We start from the raw sequence: 20,594 nt of genomic DNA, 5'->3' as shown, positions 1-20,594 counted from the left end.
TTCTTAAGGTATACGCAAGGGTTATCTTCCCGTTAACATTCCGTTTTCATACCTGGTGCTTTTCAGATATTCAAGCTAAAAAGGTATTATACCGAAGATATAAGACTATTGTATAATATTGTGCCGGAACACACAAATCCTCTCTGGTATTTACTTTCCGGGGAGGATTTACTTTTTAATAAAATTTATTATTTCATTTCTTTCAAAAAGGTTTGAAAAATACCAGAATGTAATTATTTTACTGCTCCGTTTGACTTTTATAAATTCCATTATCTAATACGCTTATCTTATCCACCTGCCGGGACAATGTCAACTCTGATGTTGTCCTGGATAGCGTTCCTTCGAATTTTCACGATTTTGATACTGGTACATTTACTCTCTCTTAGCAGGTGGTTTTTCTTCCCTTTATTTTACACAATAACATTTCTTTAAGATCGGATCTTCTCTACTTACTTTTACTGGCCTGATATTTGAAAATTTCTGGTTACCGTGTGAATGAACCATGCACACAAATCATTTGTTAAACCATAAAAATCCAGAAATTATGTCTACAACGAAATTTCTTGCAGGTGCTATAGCCGGCCTAACTACCGGTTTAGTAATTGGATTATTAACAGCCCCTGATAGCGGCGATAAAACCCGCAAAAAAATCAAAACAACAGCAGATGATTGGCGCCATAAGATCAATGGCCTGGTAGGAAAAGGCGGAGAAGATCTGTCGGATCTGAAAGAAGTATTCGAACACGAAATAACCGGCCTGCAGGACGACGCCCGCCAAAGAGTGCTGAAACTGATTAATAAAAGTCAGGGCGTTTACAACAGGTTCAGAAGAGAAGCATTGTCGTAATGATAGTTCACATAAAAAAAGCGGAGATAACAAACAGATGGTTCATTATCTCCGCTTTTTTATTGAGTAAAACTACTTTAATATCTCGCCGGTTTCCATATAATTTTTGAAGCGTTTGATGTCTTTTACCAGCATATTTTCAAACGCCGGATTCAGCAACCAGGCCAGCCCGGAGCCTACATATCCGGCCGGTGGCCGGTAAGTGATCATCACATCAATTTCAGTCCCCCCGTTAAAGGTTTCCCGGAAGGTAACCCTGCCTGCCGTAGCAATAGAGGACCCCGGCAAAGATCGCCAGCCAATCAGTTCTCCCGGTACCTCTTTCACAATTTCAGCATCCCACTCCAATGTACCAATACCACCAGGCCCCTTTACCACCCAATGCGAGTGGAATGGATCCGTTTCTTCTACCGACTGCAAATGCTTCATAAACACCGGAAGATTGTTCAGCTGCCGCCAGAAATAATACACCTCCTCCTTCGGATTATCAATAGAGATAGTAGTCCTGATATTTACAGACGCAGTATGCTTATCGGGTTTCCGTTTACCCAGAAATCCATTTACCAGGTCATTACCGCTGATACCTCTGTATAACAGGTAACCGGCTCCCAGGAGTTTTAAAAGACTGGATACAGGCGATTTATCTACTTTACTGATGGCGCTGCCGAGCAGCCATGCACCGGAAAAAATAGAGACAATCCGGCCTTCGGGTGTAACATTGATGATATTGGAGCTATCATATATGGACCCTGCTTTTGGTTGTTGTGGATCTTGAAAACTAAGTTGTTGTGTTAAGGAACTCATATATACAGTTTGGGGAACTTACAGCTAAAACCCTGCACTTTTGTGGTAAATGAGCTAATTTGTTGATATTTAGTAAGATAGATATGATGACTTCCCTTATGTTCCTGTGGCACATCCGATACGGTGCGTAATTTCTTACACACTACCGCTCACAAGGGGAAACGTACTTACTGGTAGGAAGCCATCAACGCATCAAAAATCTGCTGACCCCAGTTAGGCGCCAGCGCATTATCCGGCCGGAATGCGGCGAACTTGGCCGCCACAATATCTACTGTCGGCTTGGCCCGCTGTTTACCGCCGCCAAAAATAGCGGGTGTATAGTAAATATTCAACGCTTTTACCAGCCATGCCCGCGGATTCGAAGAATCAGCCGCAATAGCCTTCTCCGCATAACTCCTGCTCTGGCTGCCCAGGGAAACCCCTCGGGAAGGAGTAGCATTGATCCTCGCAGACAGCCAATACCCCATCAATGTCAGCGTTTCCGTATTGCCCGGCTGCATGGAAAGCGCCTTCTTCACAAAAGGTGCTGCCCTTTCACACAACGCGTCGGCCGCCGCTTTATCCGACTTAAACGATAACTGCGTAGCCGACCACCCTGCATAATACTGCAGCAGCCATTCCTCCGGATGCGCCTCCGCCAATGCGGTAAGTGTATCTATCCGCGGTGGCCAGTCCTTCGGCGCCGCAGTGGCCAATACCTGTAATTGCTGCTCCAGCACGTTTTGCCAGTTGCCGTTTTCCTGTCCGTAAGCAGCGGAACTAATCAGTACTCCCAAAGGAAAAAGTATACGTAACAGTGTTCTCATAAGAAAGTAAATATGATTGTGGCAGCACGAATTATATGCCAACCACATTCTTGCATTTCTCTCAGCGATAGGCTATCTTAACCCGGTAAATAAAAGAACACATGAAAAAAGCACTCACCGCGCTATTACTGCTGGCCGGCCTCCATAGCTCAGCACAGAAGGAAATTGCACCCAATAAATGGCTGAAACTCTTTAATGGCAAGGACCTGAAAGACTGGGACGTTAAAATAACCGGGCATGACCTGAACGATAATTTCGGGAATACCTTCCGGGTAGACAGCGGCATGCTGAAAGTGAGCTACGAAAATTATGACGAGTTCAGGGAACAATATGGACACATCTTCTATAAAAAGAATTTTTCTGCTTACCTGGTGGTAGTAGAATATAAATTTACCGGCGACCAGGTAAAAGGTGGGCCTGGATGGGCTTTCCGTAACAGTGGTATCATGCTGCACGGACAAACTGCCGCCAGCATGACCAAAGACCAGGACTTCCCCATTTCGCTGGAAGAACAATTGCTGGGCGGTAACGGCACCGATCCCCGCTCTACGGCCAACCTGTGTACGCCCGGCACCAACGTGGTAATGAATGGAAAACTTATCAAAGACCATTGCATCAGTTCCACCTCCAAAACATACCAGGGCGATGTTTGGGTACGCGCGGAAGCACTGGTACTGCGCGACTCCGTTATTAAACACATTGTAGAAGGCGATACTGTTATTGTATACAATAAACCGCAAATGGGCGGGGGCAATGTTTCCCATCCGCAACCCGGATTGTTAAAGGATGGTAAACTGCTATCCGAAGGCTCTATCTCCCTGCAAAGCGAAAGTCACCCGGTGGCCTTCCGCAAGGTAGAACTGTTCGACCTGTCGCCTTACATCAACGACCCGGTTAAGCTGAATAAAATCCTCCACCTGTTGCAGAACCGGCCGGGAGCGAAAAAGGCAAAATAACCTGAACACGGGGGCGGGGTGGTTTAGGCGGCCGGGGACGTCTCGGCGGCACACAGCTGGCAGCTATAAACAACAGGAAGGTAGCCACTACAGGAAATGATCGCTTACTCATATGAAAATGTTTATGCTTGGAATAAATATGCGTATGTGGTCCGTTTTTCTGTAACAAGGCAAATCCGGTACCATCTTTAACCGCTTTAAGCTACCTTTGCCCCCTCGAAAGAAATAGCATGGAAAATTGTACGCTCTATACGCATGAGGTGGAAATGGAGAAAGTGTTGACCCGTATGAGGGCACATTTTGGAGATCAGGCAGTGAAAGTAAACGGACCGGCAAACCGTTGGGAACAGCTGACCATCACATCAGGGAAAAAACTGCTGCGAAAAGGTCATACTCTCACCATCAACTACCGGCAGCGTGCCACACCCGGCTACCAGCTGGTACGTAACGACGACCCGGTAACCACCAACCTGCTCGGTATGCACGGCTTTGTACAGCAGCTGCCGGCAGAAAACCCGGCCCTGAAAGAACTGCTGCTCGCAAAAGTAGCCACGCTCAATACGGAAATCGTTATCCTCGCCACGCCTTCATTCAACGGCGACCTCCGGGCCGCCATCATGGACCTGGCCGACGAACTGGATGGCATCTTCTTCTGCGAAAATAACTTCATCTTCAACACCGAAGTACAAGGCTTCTGGGATAAAACCGGCGCACTGCTGCTCGATGTAAACGGTCATTCTACCGCTACCAATCTCACCGTAAATATCAACGCACGGTATTTCGATAACCAGGACACGCCTTCCTCCGCCGCAACAGAAAGAAAACAACGGAACATACAGCTCCTGCAGGAAATGCAGGTGAAAACAACCGTCAACCTTCCTGTTATCCGGGATGAGCAGGAAGTGGTGCTGCGTACCGCCGCAGAAACTGCCCAACGGGTAGCCGTACTCGCCGCCGTAAACACCGTGGCCTTCGGATACCTCGAAAGTCCCGCCGTTATCAGCTACCTGCAACAACATCAGCTCTGGGATAAAACCACACCCGCCGAAAGAGCTTTCCTGGAAGATCCGCAGGAAGACGCCAAAACACGGGAAACCTGGAAGTGTGAAGACATCTGGGTATTGCTCTGGGCATTGAAAAAAGTACCGTCTCTCGGCGAAATGGACGCCCTCTGCAACCTCGATATGGTGCCGGAAGAAGCCTTCCCCTTCCGCGGCCCTGCCTCCGATCCCGCCGCATTCCTGGCCGGCGCCACGGAATTGCGCAGCGCCACAGAAATCCTCGACGCCAACGACCTCTACTACCGCGCCAACTGGGCCTGTGTAGATGCCCGCTTAAAAGGCGAAAAAGAACCGCTGCATCCCGGCATCGTATACGAACGGCATTACGCCCTCAACTGGCTCACCAACTATAGGAACCAGTTCTGGGACGATGTTACTTGCGACACCTGACGCGGAGGTTGTCTTTCTCAGGATTACGCTGATTTTATTGATTTTAAGGATTTGAACACTTTGGATTTTAAAAGATTTGGGGAGATATAAGCGGATATACCCGCTCATATCTCCCCAAATCTTTTATCCGCTTATTTATCTTAAATTATCTACTCAGATCTCCCCAAATCATTTAAAATCCAAAGTGTTCAAATCCTTAAAATCAATAAAATCAGCGTAATCCTGAGAAAGACAACATCCGCTAATGAGCCAGCATCAGCTGGCGAATATACTTCACCGGCGCACTGCCATAGCTCAGGAATTTCTCGTTAAACGCTTTCAGGTTGTAATCCTTGCCCTGCTGCTGTTTGTAAGCTTCGCGGAGGTCAATGATCTCTTTGTAACCGGTGAAATAGCTGGTCAGCTGCACGCTGGATACGCTCACCCGTTTCCATTTACCTGCTGCTTCTGCTGCCTGCTGGAACGCTTCTTTGGTGAGCAAATGAATCGCATCTTCCTTGCTCATATCCTTCACATGTACGCTGTAATCCAAAATGGTATTACATACGGTGCGCAGGTTCCACTTATACCACATCAGCCACATTTCCGGTTCGTTATTGCCATAGCCGTTTTCCAGCATCATCTGCTCGGTATATACGGCCCATCCTTCAATCATGGCGCCATTGCTCATGAGCGATTTAATGAGGCTGGGGGATTGGTTGGCATACACTAGTTGGGTATAGTGCCCCGGTATAGCTTCGTGAATATCCAGTATCTGGAGGATGTATTGATTGTATTCACGCAAATAACTTTCTGCTTTATCTTTTGGCCATCCTTCCAGGCTGCCAACGTTGTAATAGGTGTTGCCGCCTTTGTCGTAGGGGCCGGGCGCACTGATGGAGGCGCCTGCCACGCCTGCCATATAAGCCGGCTCTTTACGTACTACCAATGGTTTGGACGGATCAATATACAACAGGTCTTTTTCTTTGATAAACGCAATCAGCGAAGGGAGCTGCTTTTCTATGGCCGACTGGAACTCTTCCGGCTTCACATGCTTTACAGAAAGCGTATCAATCATACGGCCTATAAGTTCCAGCGAGTCGGATGGCATCGGTGTATTGCCAAAATATTTCGGCCACAACTGGCGGCTGATCTTTGTCATTTCACTATGCACAAAAGCTTTGCGTGCTATCGCGGAATCATAGATCTGCGCGGCAGTAAAGGACGACTGGATATCAAATTTAAACTTCTGATCGTACAACGTTTTACCCAAACGGAAGCTGCGCGGACGCTCCGGCTTCAATGCCTTTAGCCACGCGGCGTAATCACGGATTGCTTTCGTGGCAGTTTGGGCGCTGGCCAGCATGGCGGCCTGCTCTGCTGCCGGGATGCCCGTTTTCTTCAGCGAATCTGCAAAGTCTTTTTCAAATACCGATATGCCCCCGTTGTTCTGGTCTATTGCCAGCGAAGTAAGTTCCGGTACGGGATCTTTGATCTGTTTTTTAGCGGCTTCGTAATAAGCCGGGATATTTTTCAACCTGCTGCCAAAGCTGCGTAGCCTGGTTTCCAGTGGCGCGTAGTTTTCGTTTAAGATAAAGGCAAACGTGTTACTAACGTTATAGGAAGATGGATCCCATTCGTTGCTTTTCTGCTCCTTAATACCCCATTGTACCGATTCCAGGTAGTTCTGTATCAGCTGGTAATCAATTTTATTGGCGTCATTCAACGCAGCAGGATCGTAGGATTTCAGGGAATCCAGTTGTTGCTGCGCAAATGCGAGTCGCGCTGCGGCAGCCGCGCTGTCCGGCACTACCAGCACCGAGTCGTATTTATGATAGCCTACACTGGTAGCCCAGTCGGGGTTTTCTTTCCAGAGGGCGTCAATAAAATGTGCCTGGTAGGCGCTGAAAGCATTATTCAGCGTACTGTCGGTACCCTTGGTTTGATTGCTGCTGCTGCCGTTGTTACAGGCTGCCAGGGCAGCTGCGGCGGTTGCGCAAAGAAGGAATTTTTTCATTTGCAGAAGATGATTGTTGTTGTTTTCAAAAGCCTGTGTAATATACTATTTAATTATTTTCTTTACTTTTGCGGCGTACTAGATTAAAAACTGCAAACACTTGAGCCATGTAATTTCACAGGCATATTAAATCATTCCTTTCGCCGTTCCATCCCGGAACCGGCCTGTGAAACTATTGTTTAACTTAAACCCTGATGACATGGCAATTTCTCAGAAATATGGCCGTACCTGGCATTATCCGTTTTCGCCCGGCACTACGAGCGACGACCGTATTCAATATGAATACTGGCAATCGTTGCAGCAGATACCGGTGCTGATCCACACGGAAAAACTGGACGGAGAAAATAACTGCTTATCCCGGTACGGGGTATTTGCGCGCTCACATGCAGCGCCCACTACTTCGCCGTGGACTGAAAGCATCCGCCGTTACTGGCAAAGCATAAAGAACGACCTGGGTGACCTGGAGATTTTCCTCGAAAATCTTTATGCAGTACATTCTATTGAATACCGGAACCTGGATCATCACTTTTATATATTCGGCATCCGGGAAGGCCAGCAGTGGCTCAGTTGGGAGGAAACCCAATTCTACGCCGCAATGCTCGGCCTGCCGGTGGTGCCGGAAATAAAGCGTATAACGCCGCCGGCTACACGCCAGGAGTTTGAACGTGATATACTGGGACTGGTAAACGGTCCAGGCGCCTTTGATCCGCACGACGTGCATACCGGTAAACCCGCTACCATGGAAGGTATTGTATCCCGCAATGCCAACGGGTATGCGGTAAGCGATTTTGCAGACAACGTGTTTAAGTATGTCCGCAAGGGACATGTAAAAACAGACCAGCACTGGACCCGCCATTGGCGCCGTGCCAGGTTAAATAATGAAGGAGGTAACTATGTGGCAGCTCAGTGAAAATAAAAACTGGTCGCACCTGGAACATACATTTGAATGGGTACGCGTGATGCAGGAAGTTCCGCAGGACGCGCGGCACCACGCAGAAGGTAACGTGGCCGTACATACGCAGATGGTACTGGCAGCCTTGCAGCAATTACCCGGCTACCGGCAGTTGCCGGCGGCAGACCAGGAACTGTTGTGGGCAGCCGCACTGCTGCACGACGTGGAAAAATACAGCACTACGGTTATTGAACCGGATGGTCGCATCACTTCTGCGGGCCATGCCCGCAAAGGAGAAGCGCGGGCCCGGCAAATCCTTTACAGGGATGTGCCGGCGCCCTTCCTTGTCCGCGAGCAAATCGCCAAACTGGTGAGGTACCACGGCCTGCCGCTATGGATCTTTGAAAAGCCGGATCCGCAGAAAGCGCTGATCACCGCCAGCCTGGAAGTGAATACACAGCTGCTGGCATTGCTGGCCCGCGCCGATGCGCTTGGACGCAGCTGTACCGATCAGGCAGACCTGCTCTACCGGCTGGATTGCTTCGAAGAACTGTGCAGGGAAAATAACTGCTGGGGACAACCACGCCCGTTCGCCACACCGCGGGCGCGCATGGAATACCTGTTCAAAACCGGCAGCTCACCGGACTACGTGCCTTTTGAAACGCCGCAAACACCGGTCATACTCATGAGCGGATTACCTGGCGCGGGGAAAGACACGTACATACAGCGGCATTATAAACACCTGCCGGTCATCTCCCTGGATCATATCCGGCAAACCATGAAAATAAGTCCTACTGATAAAAGCGGCAATGGTGTAGTGATCCAGGCAGCGAAAGAACAAGCCAGGATCTGTCTCCGGGAAAAAAAATCCTTTGTATGGAACGCCACCAACATTACACGGCAGATGAGGGAACAGGTGATCAGTCTTTTTACAACGTATGAAGCAGCGGTAACAATTGTGTATGTGGAAGTGCCGGCAGCGAAGCTGTTACAGCAAAACCGGCAGCGGGAGGAAGTAGTGCCGGCGGCAGCCATGGAACGGTTAATCAGGAAGCTGGAAGTGCCCACCATTACAGAAGCGCATGAGCTGAAAATAGCAGTCAGCAGTTAGCCATTGGCTGCTGCTGACTGCTTACTTATTTAAAATTCATTCCGCCACATCATGCTCTCCACCGGTTTTATGGTGCGACCATTATATTTGGCATTTCCTTTTTTGTTATAGAGCGTTTCTACTTCACCTTCTACCATAAAGTAGATGAGCTGGCCAATGGGCATTCCTGCGTATATGCGTACAGGTTGTGCGCAGGAAATTTCCAGGGTCCAGGTGTTGCAGAATCCTACATCACCCTTACCAGCGGTGGCATGGATATCGATCCCGAGGCGGCCGGTGCTGGACTTGCCCTCCAGGAACGGCACATGTGCATGCGTTTCGGTATACTCTTCTGTTACGCCGAGGTAAAGGGTGCCGGGTTGTAACACAAACCCTTCCTCCGGAATTTCAAAATGATCAATTTCATTGTGTTTGCGCGCATCCAGTACACGGTCTTTGTAGGTGGCCAGGTATTTCCCCAGGTGCACATCATAAGAATTGGTACCCAGGAATTTCCGGTCATAGGGAGCAATAACGATAGTGCCTTTTTCAATTTCCTCCAATATCCGTTTGTCTGACAGAATCATGCTTAGGTTCGTTTAGTTTTAGTGAGCTGTATTGTTAGCTTTTATTTTTCAGCGGTTGGCATTTAGTGAAAGAGCTGCTGCCAAAAGCTGTTTTTTCTGCTTTTTTGCTTTAATTTGGCAAGATATGCCATTAATACGAACGATACAAATTGATCCGGAAACGAAGCTGGGTGTATGGAAGATAACAGAAACGGAAAATTTTTTCCAGGAAAAGGTAAGCATCAGCCGGGCTATTCACCATCCGCATAAACGCTTACAGCATTTTGCGGGCAGATACCTGCTGGTGACGCTTTTCCCGGAATTCCCCATTCAGGAAATTATGGTGACGCATACCCGTAAACCGGTACTGGCAGGTGATAGCCACCATTTCTCCATTTCACATTGCGGCGATTATGCTGCCGCTATCGTTAGTACCAAAGCAGCGGTGGGGATAGACATTGAAGAGGTAAAACCTAAAATAGAACTGGTGTCTCACAAGTTCCTGTCGCCTTCAGAACGGGCGTTTATCGATCCCCAACAGGAACTGTCGCATAAAACCATCTGCTGGAGCGCCAAAGAAGCGATGTTTAAATGGTATGGCCGGGGAAGCGTTGATTTTAAGGAGAATATGAAACTGCATCCCTTTATTTTTCAACAGGCTGGTTTCATCACCGCCGATTTTAACAAACAGGATACAAATACCCGGTTATATTTGCAATATATTATGGAAAATGACCTATGCCTGGCATGGACTCATCCTGCGTGAGGAACGAATTTATTAAGCACTGTCGCGTTATTTATGAAGATTTATTTACTCGGTTTTATGGGTGCCGGAAAATCCTATTGGGGTAAACAACTGGCGGATCACTGGCAACTGCCTTACTACGATCTGGATGAAGTAATTGTGGAAGCAGAGGAGATGACCATTGCTGATATTTTTTCCAGCAAGGGCGAAGATTATTTCCGTGAAAAGGAAAGTCAGCTGCTCCGGGAGTTATCCCAGCAGGAAAACTTCCTGATCTCCTGCGGCGGGGGCACGCCCTGTTTCCAGGAGAACATGGATTTTATGAACGAACATGGCACTACCATCTGGATCAACCCTTCTGTAGATGTAATGGTGGAACGCCTGCAACGTAAAAAATTCAAACGGCCGTTGATTGCCGGTCTGGAAGATGAAGACCTGACCGGGTTTGTAGAGAAGAAAATGGCGGAGCGTCTCCCTTTTTACCAGCAATCGAAGCATATAATTACATCTGATAATATTTCATTGGATACCTTTACGCAAAATTTCTAATATGCATAAGAGTTTTTTAGTTTGGGCGGCGGTATTAGGTGCATTGGCAGTAGTTTTAGGCGCATTCGGCGCACATAAACTAAAAGAGCTGGTGCCTCCTGAAACCGTATCTACTTTTCAGACAGGCGTTACTTATCAGTTCTATCACGTATTTGCATTAATCGCTACCGGCATCTTATTTGCTCATGTGCCCGGCAATCAGTTAATATGGGCTGGCAGGTGCTTCATTATCGGGATCATCCTGTTCTCCGGTTCACTGTATCTGATGACGCTGCTCAAAACTACCGGCAACGTAGGCCTGAAAGGCATCGGCATCATTACGCCTGTTGGCGGCGTGTTTTTTATTGCCGGCTGGATCTGCCTGCTGGCAGGAGTCTTAAAATTAAAAGCATAAAGCATTCTCATATATGTACAGAGGTTTTTGGGTGTTGATCGTGAGTTTACTGACAGGGTCAGTGGGAATGGCGCAGGATAATGCAAATATTGCCGGTAAATGGTACGGCACCTTTAAACTTTACTACGGTGATAAATACCGTATGATCGTAAACCTGGAGAAAGATGGCGCGGGCTATAAAGGAACGCTCGAGCTGCCCGAAATGTCGGAGGACGACCAGTTTGAGATTGAAACAGTCGTGTATCGCAGGGACACCCTGTTGCTGCGTATAGACGGGATGCGGTTTTCTTTTACCGGTGTGTGGGACCCGGCTGCGAAGCAGTTCAGGGGCATTACCGGGTTGGGCGATGATCAAAGTCATGCTGACCTTGGCCGGAAAGAGATCACTGCCGCCGACATGTACAAAAGACCACAGGAACCAAAGCCGCCTTTCCCGTATTACACGGAACAGGTGAGGTTTAATAACATAAAAGACAGTGTAACACTCGCCGGAACGTTCACCCGCCCGGCAGCACAAGGTAAATATCCTGTAGTGTTATTGCTCTCCGGCTCCGGGCCACAGGACCGGAACGAGGAAATAGCAGGGCATAAACTGTTCCTGGTGCTGGCCGACTATTTTGCCCGTAACGGTATTGCTACCCTGCGGTACGACGACAGGGGATTTGGCGCCTCCACCGGCGATTTTTATACATCCGATATCTACGATTTTTCGCACGATGCGCTCACCGCGCTGAAATACCTGAAAGCCAGGAAGGATGTGGATGTTTCGCGTATGGGAGTGCTTGGACATAGTGAGGGCGCTATTGTAGCGCAAATAGTGGCCGCAAACAATCCGGGCGTGGCCTTTGTAATATCCATGGCAGGGGTGGGCGTAAGCGGCAGGGAACTGATCGATCAGCAAGCTTTCGCCAAAGGGAAAGTGGCCGGCAAACCGGATAGCCTGATCCTGGCAGAACAGGCGCGCATGAAGCCTTACTGGGACCTCCTGGCAAGCGACAGCGATATTACCGCCATTACGCCAAAGGCGCAGGAAATTCTCCGGAATATATACCGTAATTCAAGCGAAGACGTTAAGAAGGTACAAACAGAGGATGAATTAATACGGAGAGCTAATATGAGTCCGGAAACTATTTCGTTATTAAGATATAAGCCGCTGACCTACCTGAAACAGATCAAATGTCCGTTTATGGCGATCAACGGCACCGCGGATATACAGGTGGATGCCACCGCCAATCTGAAAGAAATTGAACGCGCATTGAACGAAAATGGTAATCTGCTCACAACAATCCGTAAGTTTGATGGATTAAACCATTTGTTTCAGCGCTGCAAAACATGTGAAGTGAACGAATACGGAGAGCTGGAGCAAACCATTGATCCCCTGGTTCCCGAGTTTATGGCACACTGGATCTTACAGTTGCCACCGTCGGCGGACAGGTAGTCCCAAATCTGAAATTATAATATGTCCAAGAATAAACTGAAAACCGAAAAACCGGAAAGCAAGAAACCACCGAAAGGCCCCGCACCGAACCCGGATGTATTGAAGAAAGACAAGGAGCCCGAGGTGAAGGTAAAAGAGCTGGTAAAAGATGAGCGCACCCACAAGGTACTGGGCGTGTTCTTTCTTTTATTGTCTGTTTACTGCTTTATTGCTTTCACTTCCTATCTTTTTACCTGGGAAGATGACCAGGATAAAATCTTCCATTATTCTACCAGGGAATTATTTTTTGGAGATGTAAAAGTTGATAACCTGCTCGGCCGCCTGGGTGCTTATGTATCGCATAACTTCTTCTTTTATGGCGTAGGGATTGCCGCCTACCTGTTCTGCTACTTCTTTTTTATCATCGGTGTAAATTTCATCGTTGGCCGCCGGGTATTCCGTATCTGGCGCAGTATAAAATATATCCTGTTTGGTGTGCTCTTTATCAGCATGACAATGGCCTTTGCTATCGGCGGCGGCGATTTCCCCTGGGGCGGCGCCCTGGGCGATGCCCTGAATAAATGGACCACCGGCTTCGTAGGCAAAACAGGAACCGCCCTGCTGTTGCTGGTTGTTGGCTTCTCCTGGCTTATCTGGAAATTCAACTTCGACTTCAAATGGCCGGAGAAAAAAGTAAAAGCACCTAAACCCATACCCGCCGCAGCACCGGTTGCCCCCGTAATGCAAACCACCGCGGCTACACCCGCCGCCTCGGCGAAAGAAGACGCACGTAAAAATGGTCTCCGCGACGAAGGCGGCGTAATGGTAATCCCGCCGCATGCGGAACCGGAAGAAGACGAGGAAGACCTGCCACCTATGCAGTTGGTGGAAAGGGAAGACATCACCGTGATCCCTTCTGCCCATGCAGCTTACCTGCCTGCCGAACCTGCTTACGAAAGCGGGCAGTCTGCAGAGGAGGAGGAAGAGGAGGAAGAAGAAGATCCGGGACCACTATTGTACATAGAAGAAACGCCCGAACAACCGCTTGCCCCTGTCAGCAAAAAGAAAGGGGAACCGGTAGAAGTGGCCTTCGAAATAAAACCCACTTACCAGGACGAGGAAGACGAAGTGGAAGAGATAGCGCCCACACGGCCTGTGGAACCGGTAGATCCTTACGATCCGTCCCTGGATCTGAGAGATTATAAGTTCCCGACCCTGGATCTGCTGGAAAATCATAATGCAGACAAAGTGATTGTGCAGGATACCGCTGAACTGGAAAAGAATAAGAACCAGATCATTGATACCCTCAAGAACTATGATATTTCCATTCAGAAGATCAGTGCCACAGTAGGACCAACCGTTACCCTGTACGAAATTGTGCCGGCTGCGGGCGTTCGTATCTCCCGTATTAAAAACCTGGAAGATGACATTGCGTTAAGCCTGTCGGCGCTCGGTATCCGTATCATTGCGCCTATTCCGGGAAAGGGTACCATTGGTATTGAAGTACCCAATGTGAAGAAAACCATCGTATCTCTTAAAAATATGCTGGCCTCGGAAAAATTCCAGACCAGCACCATGGATCTGCCTATTGCCATTGGTAAAAAGATCGACAACGAAAACTTCATTGCCGATCTGGCCAAGATGCCCCACCTGCTGATGGCAGGTGCTACGGGTCAGGGTAAATCCGTTGGTATCAACACCTTGCTGGTATCATTGCTGTATAAAAAGCATCCTTCCCAGTTGAAGTTTGTATTGGTAGATCCGAAAAAAGTGGAGCTGTCGTTATACAAACTCATTGAGAAACACTTCCTGGCCAAGTTACCCGGTGAAGATGATGCGATCATTACCGATACCAAAAAGGTGATCCACACGCTCAATGCCCTGTGTATTGAAATGGACCTGCGGTACGACCTGCTGAAAGAAGCCGGTACCCGCAACATCCGTGAGTACAATGGTAAGTTTACGCAACGCCGTCTCAATCCGCTGAAAGGCCACCGCTACCTGCCGTTCATCGTGCTGGTGGTAGATGAGTTTGCGGATCTGATCATGACAGCCGGCAAGGAAGTGGAAATGCCGATTGCCCGTTTGGCCCAGCTGGCCCGCGCAGTAGGTATTCACCTGATCATTGCCACCCAGCGCCCTTCTGTAAACATCATTACCGGTACCATTAAAGCAAACTTCCCGGCTCGCGTGGCCTTTAAGGTATCTTCAAAAATAGATTCCCGTACCATCCTGGATATCGGCGGCGCTGAACAGCTGATAGGACAGGGGGACATGCTGGTTTCCTTCAACGGGGAACTGGTACGTCTGCAATGTGCCTTCGTGGATACGCCGGAAGTGGAAAACGTGGCTGAATTCATTGGTAACCAGAAAGGCTACCCCGATGCTTTCCTGCTGCCGGAATACGTGGATGACAAGGATCCGGATGGCCGCGAACTGAGTATCGCCGACCGGGATCCGCTGTTTGAAGAGGCTGCCCAGGTGATTGTCACCACCCAACAGGGATCCACCTCCCTCCTGCAACGCAGGATGAAGCTGGGCTACAACCGTGCAGGGCGTCTGATGGACCAGCTGGAAGCTGCCAACATCGTAGGCCCCAATATGGGAAGCAAAGCCAGGGATGTGCTGGTGAAAACAGAAAGCGAGCTGAATGAAATCCTTAATAATTTGTTATAATATGTTAAGGCGGTCGGAATTTATTACCCTTTTTCAGGAATTATAATGAATTTTGCACCCTGTAAAAACCTACACGGCTATACCGGCATGGCATTTGTCTTTGTTGGATAGCACAAACTAAAAAAAACTACGATGAAGAAATTTGTATTAACCGGAATGTTGTTGAGTGGTATCATTTTCAGCGGCATGGCACAATCTAAGGGCGCTTCCGACCCAAAGGCGAAAACCGTTCTGGATGGTGTTAGTAATAAATTTAAATCATTAAAAACAGTAGTCGCTAATTTTATATTAAAAGTAGAAGGCGCTAATAACAGCGTGTCTGATTCCAAAAAAGGTACTGTTTACCTGAAGGGAGCTAAATATAAAGTAACGCTGCCCGGACAGGAAATCATCAGCGATAACAAAACTTCCTGGACATACGCCAAAGATGTGAATGAAGTAACTATTAATAACGTGGATCAGAGCAGCGGCGCCATGACACCGGCCAAGCTGTTCACCAACTTCTATGATAAAGATTACCTGTACAAACTGGAAGCAGAAACCAAGGAAAAAGGTAAGGTGCTCCAGAATGTGGAACTGACACCTACAGACAAATCGAAGACAATATTCAAGGTAATCGTTTCTGTAGATAAGAAGAACCAGAGCATTGCAAAGATGAAGGTGTTTGAGAAGAATGGTAACCATTATACTTACGAAATCACCAATTTTACACCAAATACCAACCTGAGCGATGCTACCTTTACTTTCGATGCCAAAAACTACCCTGGCGTGGAAGTAGTAGATCTCCGATAGTATAAGATTTTAGTATAAAAACCACCGGAGCGCGGATTACAGCGGTAAATGTTGCAAAACATCCCCGTAATCTCCGCTCCGGTGGCTTTTTGCAATAGGCTTTGTGCTTTCTGCTTATTTATTTACCTTTGGCAAGTTCAATTTAAAAATTAAACAATATGGCATACGACGTAATCGTAATTGGTAGTGGGCCCGGCGGATATGTGGCTGCTATCCGTGCTTCTCAGCTGGGATTTAAAACTGCAGTAGTGGAAAGAGAGAGTCTGGGTGGTATCTGTTTAAACTGGGGCTGTATTCCAACGAAGGCTTTGTTAAAAACTGCACAGGTTTTTGAATATACACAGCATTCAAAAGACTATGGTATCACGATCGGTGATGCAAAAGTGGATTTCGAGGCGGTGATCAAACGTAGTCGCGGTGTTGCTGATAAAATGAGCAGGGGCGTTCAGTTCCTCATGAAAAAAAATAAGATCGACGTGTTAATGGGCAATGGAAAGGTAAAATCCAAAGGCCAGGTGGAAGTAACCGATAAAGACGGTAAGGCCACTGTACACGACGCAAAACATATCATCCTGGCTACCGGCGCACGTGCACGTGAGCTGCCAAACCTGAAGATTGATGGTAAGAATGTAATCGGCTACCGTGAAGCAATGACCCTCCCTCAGCAGCCTAAATCCATGATCGTTGTGGGTTCCGGCGCTATAGGTGTTGAATTTGCCTACTTCTACGCAACCCTGGGTACTAAAGTAACCATCGTTGAGTTCCTCCCGCGCATTGTACCAGTGGAAGATGAAGACATCTCCAAAGAACTGGAAAAGATATATAAAAAGAAAGGCATCGAAATCATGACCAACGCTTCTGTAGAAGCTGTTGAAGCAAGTGGTAACGGTGTGAAAGCAAAAGTGAAAACCCAAACCGGCGAAATCACCCTGGAAGCAGATGTGGTACTGAGCGCGGTGGGTATCGCTGCCAATATCGAAAATCTCGGCCTGGAAGGAATGGGTATCAAAACCGACAAAGGCCGTGTATTGGTTGATAAATATTACCAGACAAATATCCCGGGCGTTTACGCTATCGGAGATATGGTGCCTGGTCAGGCCCTCGCACACGTTGCCTCCAAAGAAGGTATCATCTGCGTGGAAGCTATCGCATACAATGAAAAGAAATATGCGCACAAACCAGAACCAATTGACTACATGAACATTCCGGGCTGTACTTATTGCGCACCTGAAATTGCTTCTGTAGGTTATACTGAAAAGGCAGCAAAAGAAGCCGGTTATGAAGTGAAAGTGGGTAAATTCCCATTCTCTGCTTCCGGTAAAGCTTCTGCAGCCGGCGCCACTGAAGGTTTCGTAAAAGTGATCTTCGACGCCAAATACGGCGAATGGTTAGGTACCCACATGATCGGCGCCAACGTTACTGAAATCATCGCAGAAACAGTGGTAGCGCGTAAACTGGAAACTACTTACCAGGAAGTGCTGGATTCCATCCACCCGCATCCAACTATGAGCGAATCTGTAAAAGACGCCATAGAAGTAGCTTACGGCGAAGCAATTCACCTGTAGTCTTATCTTATTGTAAGTATAATAACAGCTGTTCCGGTTTACCGGAGCAGCTGTTTTGTTTAGCGGGAAGCTCATCATAACCCGGCATTGTGTAGCAACTATTGCTGCTTTACAAACTGTGCGGAATAGATCCGCTTATTATCTGCATAAATACTACAGTTATAAATGCCATTTGCCAGGCGCTGTACTTCCACAGTTTCCTGGATATCCTCAAGATTCCGCTGTAATACTATCCGTCCGCTCATATCTGTAATTACCAGCTGGCGGCTGCGTGGGGTGCCATCCAAAACGGTGAACTGGCTGCTTACGGGGTTGGGGAAAAGTAAGATATGATTGCCTGCAATGATGGTAACGGTAACCGGGTCGGCATAAATATACTGCCCGTTGGAGGTGAGCAATTTCACCCGGTAGCGGAGTAGTCCTTCCGGTGCGGTGTCATCGAGGTAGTTAAAGTTCATGGCGTCGCCTACGGGCTGTTGTTGCAGCGTTATCCAGCCTTCCCGTGTAAACCGTTCCCAGTAAACAGTTTGGAGTTGCCAGGTACTACCCAGCGTGAGCGACAGGGCTACTTTATTGTCGGTAGTAGGATCGGCCAGCAGGTTTTGTACATAGCAGCCTACACCCTGTTGCGTGTAATTAACTGCATAGCTGCGGATGCCGGTCCAGCCACCGGCGGCAACAGGGCTTACTGCAAAATACAACGATGCCGCCGTAGCCTTAGGGATAAAAACAAAAGTATCACGTACCTGGCTATACGGAATTAGCGCCGTATTGCTCATCGTGTATAACTGGTACGCAGTGGCGCCCGGCTGTCCGTTCCAGTACAGCAGTACCGTATCGGTGCAGTTGAATCCCGTGTGCATGGTGAGTATCGGCGAAATGTAAAAAGGGTTGCTGATAAACGAGGTGTCCGTTAACGTTAGTTTCAGGATCACCGGGCTGAAAATATCCGGTACGTTCCAGTTATACAGCCCGTTTTCCACCGGGATGTTTTGTGCAATGGGCAACCAGGTGCGGCCGCTGTCGGTGCTGTAGGAAAGCTCACTGTTACCAATATACGTAGTTTGCCATTGCAGCGGCAATGCCTGTCCTGCGGCTGCCGTAGTGCCTGCGGCGGGGTTTTGCCACTGGAAATTTTTTGCCGGCACCAGTTCATAAGCCAGGTAGAACGGCTGTGTGCCGGCAGTAACCTGTGCGCCGGATACCAGTACCCGCATATTGCCGGGCACCGGATTTTCAATACTGATTTGTTCTGTATTGTTGAGGCTATCCCTGCCACGCTTTGCGGGTAGCAATAATGAATCAATTAACGGATAGGTGCTCAGCGTCCAGGGCAGCCAGGTTTTGCCGTCGGCGGTGGTGGCTATTATGTCGAGGTCGTTTATAAGCGCTTTAACGGCATTAACAGTAGCCGGTGGATCATTCCAGCACAGGGTTACTTTCACCTCCTGTATGCCCTCCGGAACAGCGATGTTGAAGGACGTAGCCGTATGGTTGCCGGCATTACCCCGGAAGAGGTGGTTGTCCTGTATGGTTTTGATAGCGGCATATGCATGCAGGTTGCCATATCCGCTGCCAAATGATGGGTGTACGCCTGCCGGCCGGAAGGCGCTGTTGATGATAACGGCTTTGATGAGGGCGGCGGAAACGGGCGTGTTGTGCAGCATACGCCAGGCATCCTGGAGTAATGCCACCACACCGCTGGTAAGCGCTGCTGCGCCGGAGGTACCATCTTCGCCATAAGCGGTTACGTGTGGCAGGATGCGGCCATCGTAAGCGGGGCCTTTGGAACTGAGTGCGATCAGCTGTGCGGCGCCATCTGTACCACCGCTGACAATAATATTTTTAGCCTGTTTAAAATTGCCGGATAAATTAGCATACCCTGTAATGCCCTGGTAACGCCCCCCGGAGGCCGGCGATGTGCCAATGTTACCGGAAGAATAGATATGCACCAAAGTATCTGCTTCATAAATCTGCTGATCATAGGCCACGGCTTCGGCGCCATAATAATTTTCGATGCCGGTACCATAGGAATGATTTTGTACCGTGATGCCGGATTGTTGATAATAGGCATCATCATCGGGGAGCAGGCTGCTGTTGTAGTCTGCAGAACTCAGCTTTACTTCAGGCGCCACGCCTTTGCCGCCTGCACCGCTGTTGCCCGCGCCGCCAATCAGCGTAGCCATTATCAAAGCATGCGCAGTTTGGAGGGAGGAATTATAGGAAGAAGGAATATATCGTCCCTGTAAATCGATATCAGTGGTATCAAATAAATCCTCCTTAACGGAAACGGCTACACGTTTTCCAGTGATAAGGGGAAATTGCTGTTGTGCGAAAGGAATCCGGTTCACTGCGAGGTTGCCGGTATTGATAATAATTTCAGGGGTTGGTCGCCGGATAAGGTCTGCGAACTGTATGGCCGGCTGACTGATAAACAGGGGCCAGTCCTGCTTTTTAACCTTTGCCCTGGCTACGTGGTACTGCGTGGAGTACGACTGCACGCGGGCATACATTAATTGCTTTTCTGCCGGGTGGCACGACACCTGTATAGTGATGCTATCCTGCGTGGATGTTTGTTCCAGTTGTTGCAGCAGCGGAATGCTTGCTTTAAAATTATAACCTGCACTGTAACAATATACGAGCGTACTATCTTCCGGTACGTGTTGTAATATGTAATGATAGCGGGAGAGAGGCTGTACAAGTCCCCATTGCTGTAGCTTTGACTCATTTGGTAGTTTTGCAAACTTCACCAGGAAAGGACCACCTTTCCGTTGCAATGAAAATGTATCGGTAGCATATCGTTGCACCAGGCTGTCCGGATAGTGTGGTTGCTGTGCAGCAGCATAGTAAAAATAACAAAGCTGCAAAAACAGCAAGGGCCATATTTTAGAGGGTATTATCCGCATGCAGGTGTTGGCAACGGGTAAGTGATTTTGGTTTAGTGTTGCTACCTAAAGCTACTGTATTTAGATTTTCAACACAATTTTTTGTCAATACTAAAACAAAATATTTTTTTTAAATTAAACGAATGTTGTAATATTGAAAGAG

At 48.2% G+C, this 20,594-nt stretch carries 17 protein-coding genes; 12 read left to right on the top strand and 5 right to left on the bottom strand.

The window, feature by feature from the left end:
* Positions 1-544: 544 nt before the first annotated feature.
* Positions 545-847 (top strand): YtxH domain-containing protein, encoded by a 303-nt coding sequence (locus tag AB6805_RS03045; protein ID WP_370907987.1) that lies wholly within the window; start codon positions 545-547, stop codon positions 845-847.
* 72 nt (positions 848-919) lie between these two features.
* On the opposite strand, the gene AB6805_RS03040 is transcribed toward AB6805_RS03045, so the two are convergent.
* Together AB6805_RS03040 and AB6805_RS03035 are read right to left on the bottom strand one after the other, a co-directional pair.
* Positions 920-1,651, bottom strand: coding sequence for an SRPBCC family protein (locus AB6805_RS03040; RefSeq protein WP_370907986.1), 732 nt, complete (start codon positions 1,649-1,651; stop codon positions 920-922).
* Positions 1,652-1,818: 167 nt separating this feature from the next.
* Positions 1,819-2,457: a hypothetical protein gene (locus AB6805_RS03035; protein WP_370907985.1), complete on the bottom strand. Its 639-nt coding sequence runs from the start codon at positions 2,455-2,457 to the stop codon at positions 1,819-1,821.
* 101 nt (positions 2,458-2,558) lie between these two features.
* Between AB6805_RS03035 and AB6805_RS03030 the strand changes: the two genes are divergently transcribed.
* Together AB6805_RS03030 and AB6805_RS03025 are read left to right on the top strand one after the other, a co-directional pair.
* Positions 2,559-3,413 (top strand): DUF1080 domain-containing protein, encoded by an 855-nt coding sequence (locus AB6805_RS03030; protein ID WP_370907984.1) that lies wholly within the window; start codon positions 2,559-2,561, stop codon positions 3,411-3,413.
* Positions 3,414-3,643: 230 nt separating this feature from the next.
* Positions 3,644-4,864: a DUF4272 domain-containing protein gene (locus AB6805_RS03025; protein WP_370907983.1), complete on the top strand. Its 1,221-nt coding sequence runs from the start codon at positions 3,644-3,646 to the stop codon at positions 4,862-4,864.
* 241 nt (positions 4,865-5,105) lie between these two features.
* Here the strand turns inward: AB6805_RS03025 and AB6805_RS03020 are convergent, their stop codons facing one another.
* A complete protein-coding gene (locus tag AB6805_RS03020) occupies positions 5,106-6,860 on the bottom strand; it encodes a DUF885 domain-containing protein (RefSeq protein WP_370907982.1) in 1,755 nt (584 codons plus the stop codon).
* Between the two features lie 199 nt (positions 6,861-7,059).
* Between AB6805_RS03020 and AB6805_RS03015 the strand changes: the two genes are divergently transcribed.
* Entirely contained in the window at positions 7,060-7,770 is a 711-nt protein-coding gene (locus AB6805_RS03015; protein WP_370907981.1) for an RNA ligase family protein, read from the top strand.
* A complete protein-coding gene (locus tag AB6805_RS03010) occupies positions 7,739-8,863 on the top strand; it encodes an AAA family ATPase (protein ID WP_370907980.1) in 1,125 nt (374 codons plus the stop codon). Before AB6805_RS03015 ends, AB6805_RS03010 begins: the two co-directional genes overlap by 32 nt.
* A 29-nt stretch (positions 8,864-8,892) precedes the next feature.
* Here AB6805_RS03010 and dcd read toward each other — a convergent pair whose 3' ends face one another.
* Complete coding sequence (gene dcd / locus AB6805_RS03005) at positions 8,893-9,429, bottom strand: dCTP deaminase (RefSeq protein ID WP_370907979.1); 537 nt, start codon at positions 9,427-9,429, stop codon at positions 8,893-8,895.
* A 124-nt stretch (positions 9,430-9,553) separates the two neighbouring features.
* Here dcd and AB6805_RS03000 point away from each other — a divergent pair, with 124 nt between their 5' ends.
* The 7 genes from AB6805_RS03000 (at position 9,554) to lpdA (ending at position 17,546) form a co-directional block, all read left to right on the top strand.
* Positions 9,554-10,174, top strand: a complete 621-nt coding sequence (locus AB6805_RS03000) for a 4'-phosphopantetheinyl transferase superfamily protein (RefSeq protein ID WP_370907978.1) — start codon at positions 9,554-9,556, stop codon at positions 10,172-10,174.
* Positions 10,175-10,207: 33 nt separating this feature from the next.
* Complete coding sequence (locus AB6805_RS02995) at positions 10,208-10,702, top strand: shikimate kinase (RefSeq protein ID WP_370907977.1); 495 nt, start codon at positions 10,208-10,210, stop codon at positions 10,700-10,702.
* Between the two features lies 1 nt (position 10,703).
* Positions 10,704-11,096: a DUF423 domain-containing protein gene (locus AB6805_RS02990; protein WP_370907976.1), complete on the top strand. Its 393-nt coding sequence runs from the start codon at positions 10,704-10,706 to the stop codon at positions 11,094-11,096.
* 13 nt (positions 11,097-11,109) lie between these two features.
* Positions 11,110-12,534: an alpha/beta hydrolase family protein gene (locus tag AB6805_RS02985; protein WP_370907975.1), complete on the top strand. Its 1,425-nt coding sequence runs from the start codon at positions 11,110-11,112 to the stop codon at positions 12,532-12,534.
* A 21-nt stretch (positions 12,535-12,555) separates the two neighbouring features.
* Positions 12,556-15,189 (top strand): DNA translocase FtsK, encoded by a 2,634-nt coding sequence (locus tag AB6805_RS02980; protein ID WP_370907974.1) that lies wholly within the window; start codon positions 12,556-12,558, stop codon positions 15,187-15,189.
* Positions 15,190-15,321: 132 nt separating this feature from the next.
* Positions 15,322-15,981, top strand: a complete 660-nt coding sequence (locus tag AB6805_RS02975; protein WP_370907973.1) for an outer membrane lipoprotein carrier protein LolA — start codon at positions 15,322-15,324, stop codon at positions 15,979-15,981.
* A 158-nt stretch (positions 15,982-16,139) separates the two neighbouring features.
* Positions 16,140-17,546, top strand: coding sequence for a dihydrolipoyl dehydrogenase (lpdA, locus tag AB6805_RS02970; RefSeq protein ID WP_370907972.1), 1,407 nt, complete (start codon positions 16,140-16,142; stop codon positions 17,544-17,546).
* Between the two features lie 98 nt (positions 17,547-17,644).
* Here lpdA and AB6805_RS02965 read toward each other — a convergent pair whose 3' ends face one another.
* Entirely contained in the window at positions 17,645-20,422 is a 2,778-nt protein-coding gene (locus AB6805_RS02965; protein ID WP_370907971.1) for a S8 family serine peptidase, read from the bottom strand.
* Positions 20,423-20,594: the final 172 nt, after the last annotated feature.

Origin of the sequence: Chitinophaga sp. RCC_12 (genome assembly GCF_041360695.1) — a bacterium.
Taxonomy (GTDB): domain Bacteria; phylum Bacteroidota; class Bacteroidia; order Chitinophagales; family Chitinophagaceae; genus Chitinophaga.
This window is presented reverse-complemented; position numbering and strand designations above follow the sequence as displayed.

Coding starts and splice junctions, on each gene's coding strand:
- dcd (WP_370907979.1), bottom strand. CDS start 9,429: ATGATTCTGTCAGACAAACGGATATTGGAGGAAATTGAAAAAGGCACT.
- AB6805_RS02995 (WP_370907977.1), top strand. CDS start 10,208: ATGAAGATTTATTTACTCGGTTTTATGGGTGCCGGAAAATCCTATTGG.
- AB6805_RS02985 (WP_370907975.1), top strand. CDS start 11,110: ATGTACAGAGGTTTTTGGGTGTTGATCGTGAGTTTACTGACAGGGTCA.
- AB6805_RS02980 (WP_370907974.1), top strand. CDS start 12,556: ATGTCCAAGAATAAACTGAAAACCGAAAAACCGGAAAGCAAGAAACCA.
- AB6805_RS03000 (WP_370907978.1), top strand. CDS start 9,554: ATGCCATTAATACGAACGATACAAATTGATCCGGAAACGAAGCTGGGT.
- AB6805_RS03045 (WP_370907987.1), top strand. CDS start 545: ATGTCTACAACGAAATTTCTTGCAGGTGCTATAGCCGGCCTAACTACC.
- AB6805_RS03040 (WP_370907986.1), bottom strand. CDS start 1,651: ATGAGTTCCTTAACACAACAACTTAGTTTTCAAGATCCACAACAACCA.
- AB6805_RS02975 (WP_370907973.1), top strand. CDS start 15,322: ATGAAGAAATTTGTATTAACCGGAATGTTGTTGAGTGGTATCATTTTC.
- AB6805_RS03020 (WP_370907982.1), bottom strand. CDS start 6,860: ATGAAAAAATTCCTTCTTTGCGCAACCGCCGCAGCTGCCCTGGCAGCC.
- lpdA (WP_370907972.1), top strand. CDS start 16,140: ATGGCATACGACGTAATCGTAATTGGTAGTGGGCCCGGCGGATATGTG.
- AB6805_RS03030 (WP_370907984.1), top strand. CDS start 2,559: ATGAAAAAAGCACTCACCGCGCTATTACTGCTGGCCGGCCTCCATAGC.
- AB6805_RS03015 (WP_370907981.1), top strand. CDS start 7,060: ATGGCAATTTCTCAGAAATATGGCCGTACCTGGCATTATCCGTTTTCG.
- AB6805_RS03010 (WP_370907980.1), top strand. CDS start 7,739: ATGAAGGAGGTAACTATGTGGCAGCTCAGTGAAAATAAAAACTGGTCG.
- AB6805_RS02990 (WP_370907976.1), top strand. CDS start 10,704: ATGCATAAGAGTTTTTTAGTTTGGGCGGCGGTATTAGGTGCATTGGCA.
- AB6805_RS03035 (WP_370907985.1), bottom strand. CDS start 2,457: ATGAGAACACTGTTACGTATACTTTTTCCTTTGGGAGTACTGATTAGT.
- AB6805_RS03025 (WP_370907983.1), top strand. CDS start 3,644: ATGGAAAATTGTACGCTCTATACGCATGAGGTGGAAATGGAGAAAGTG.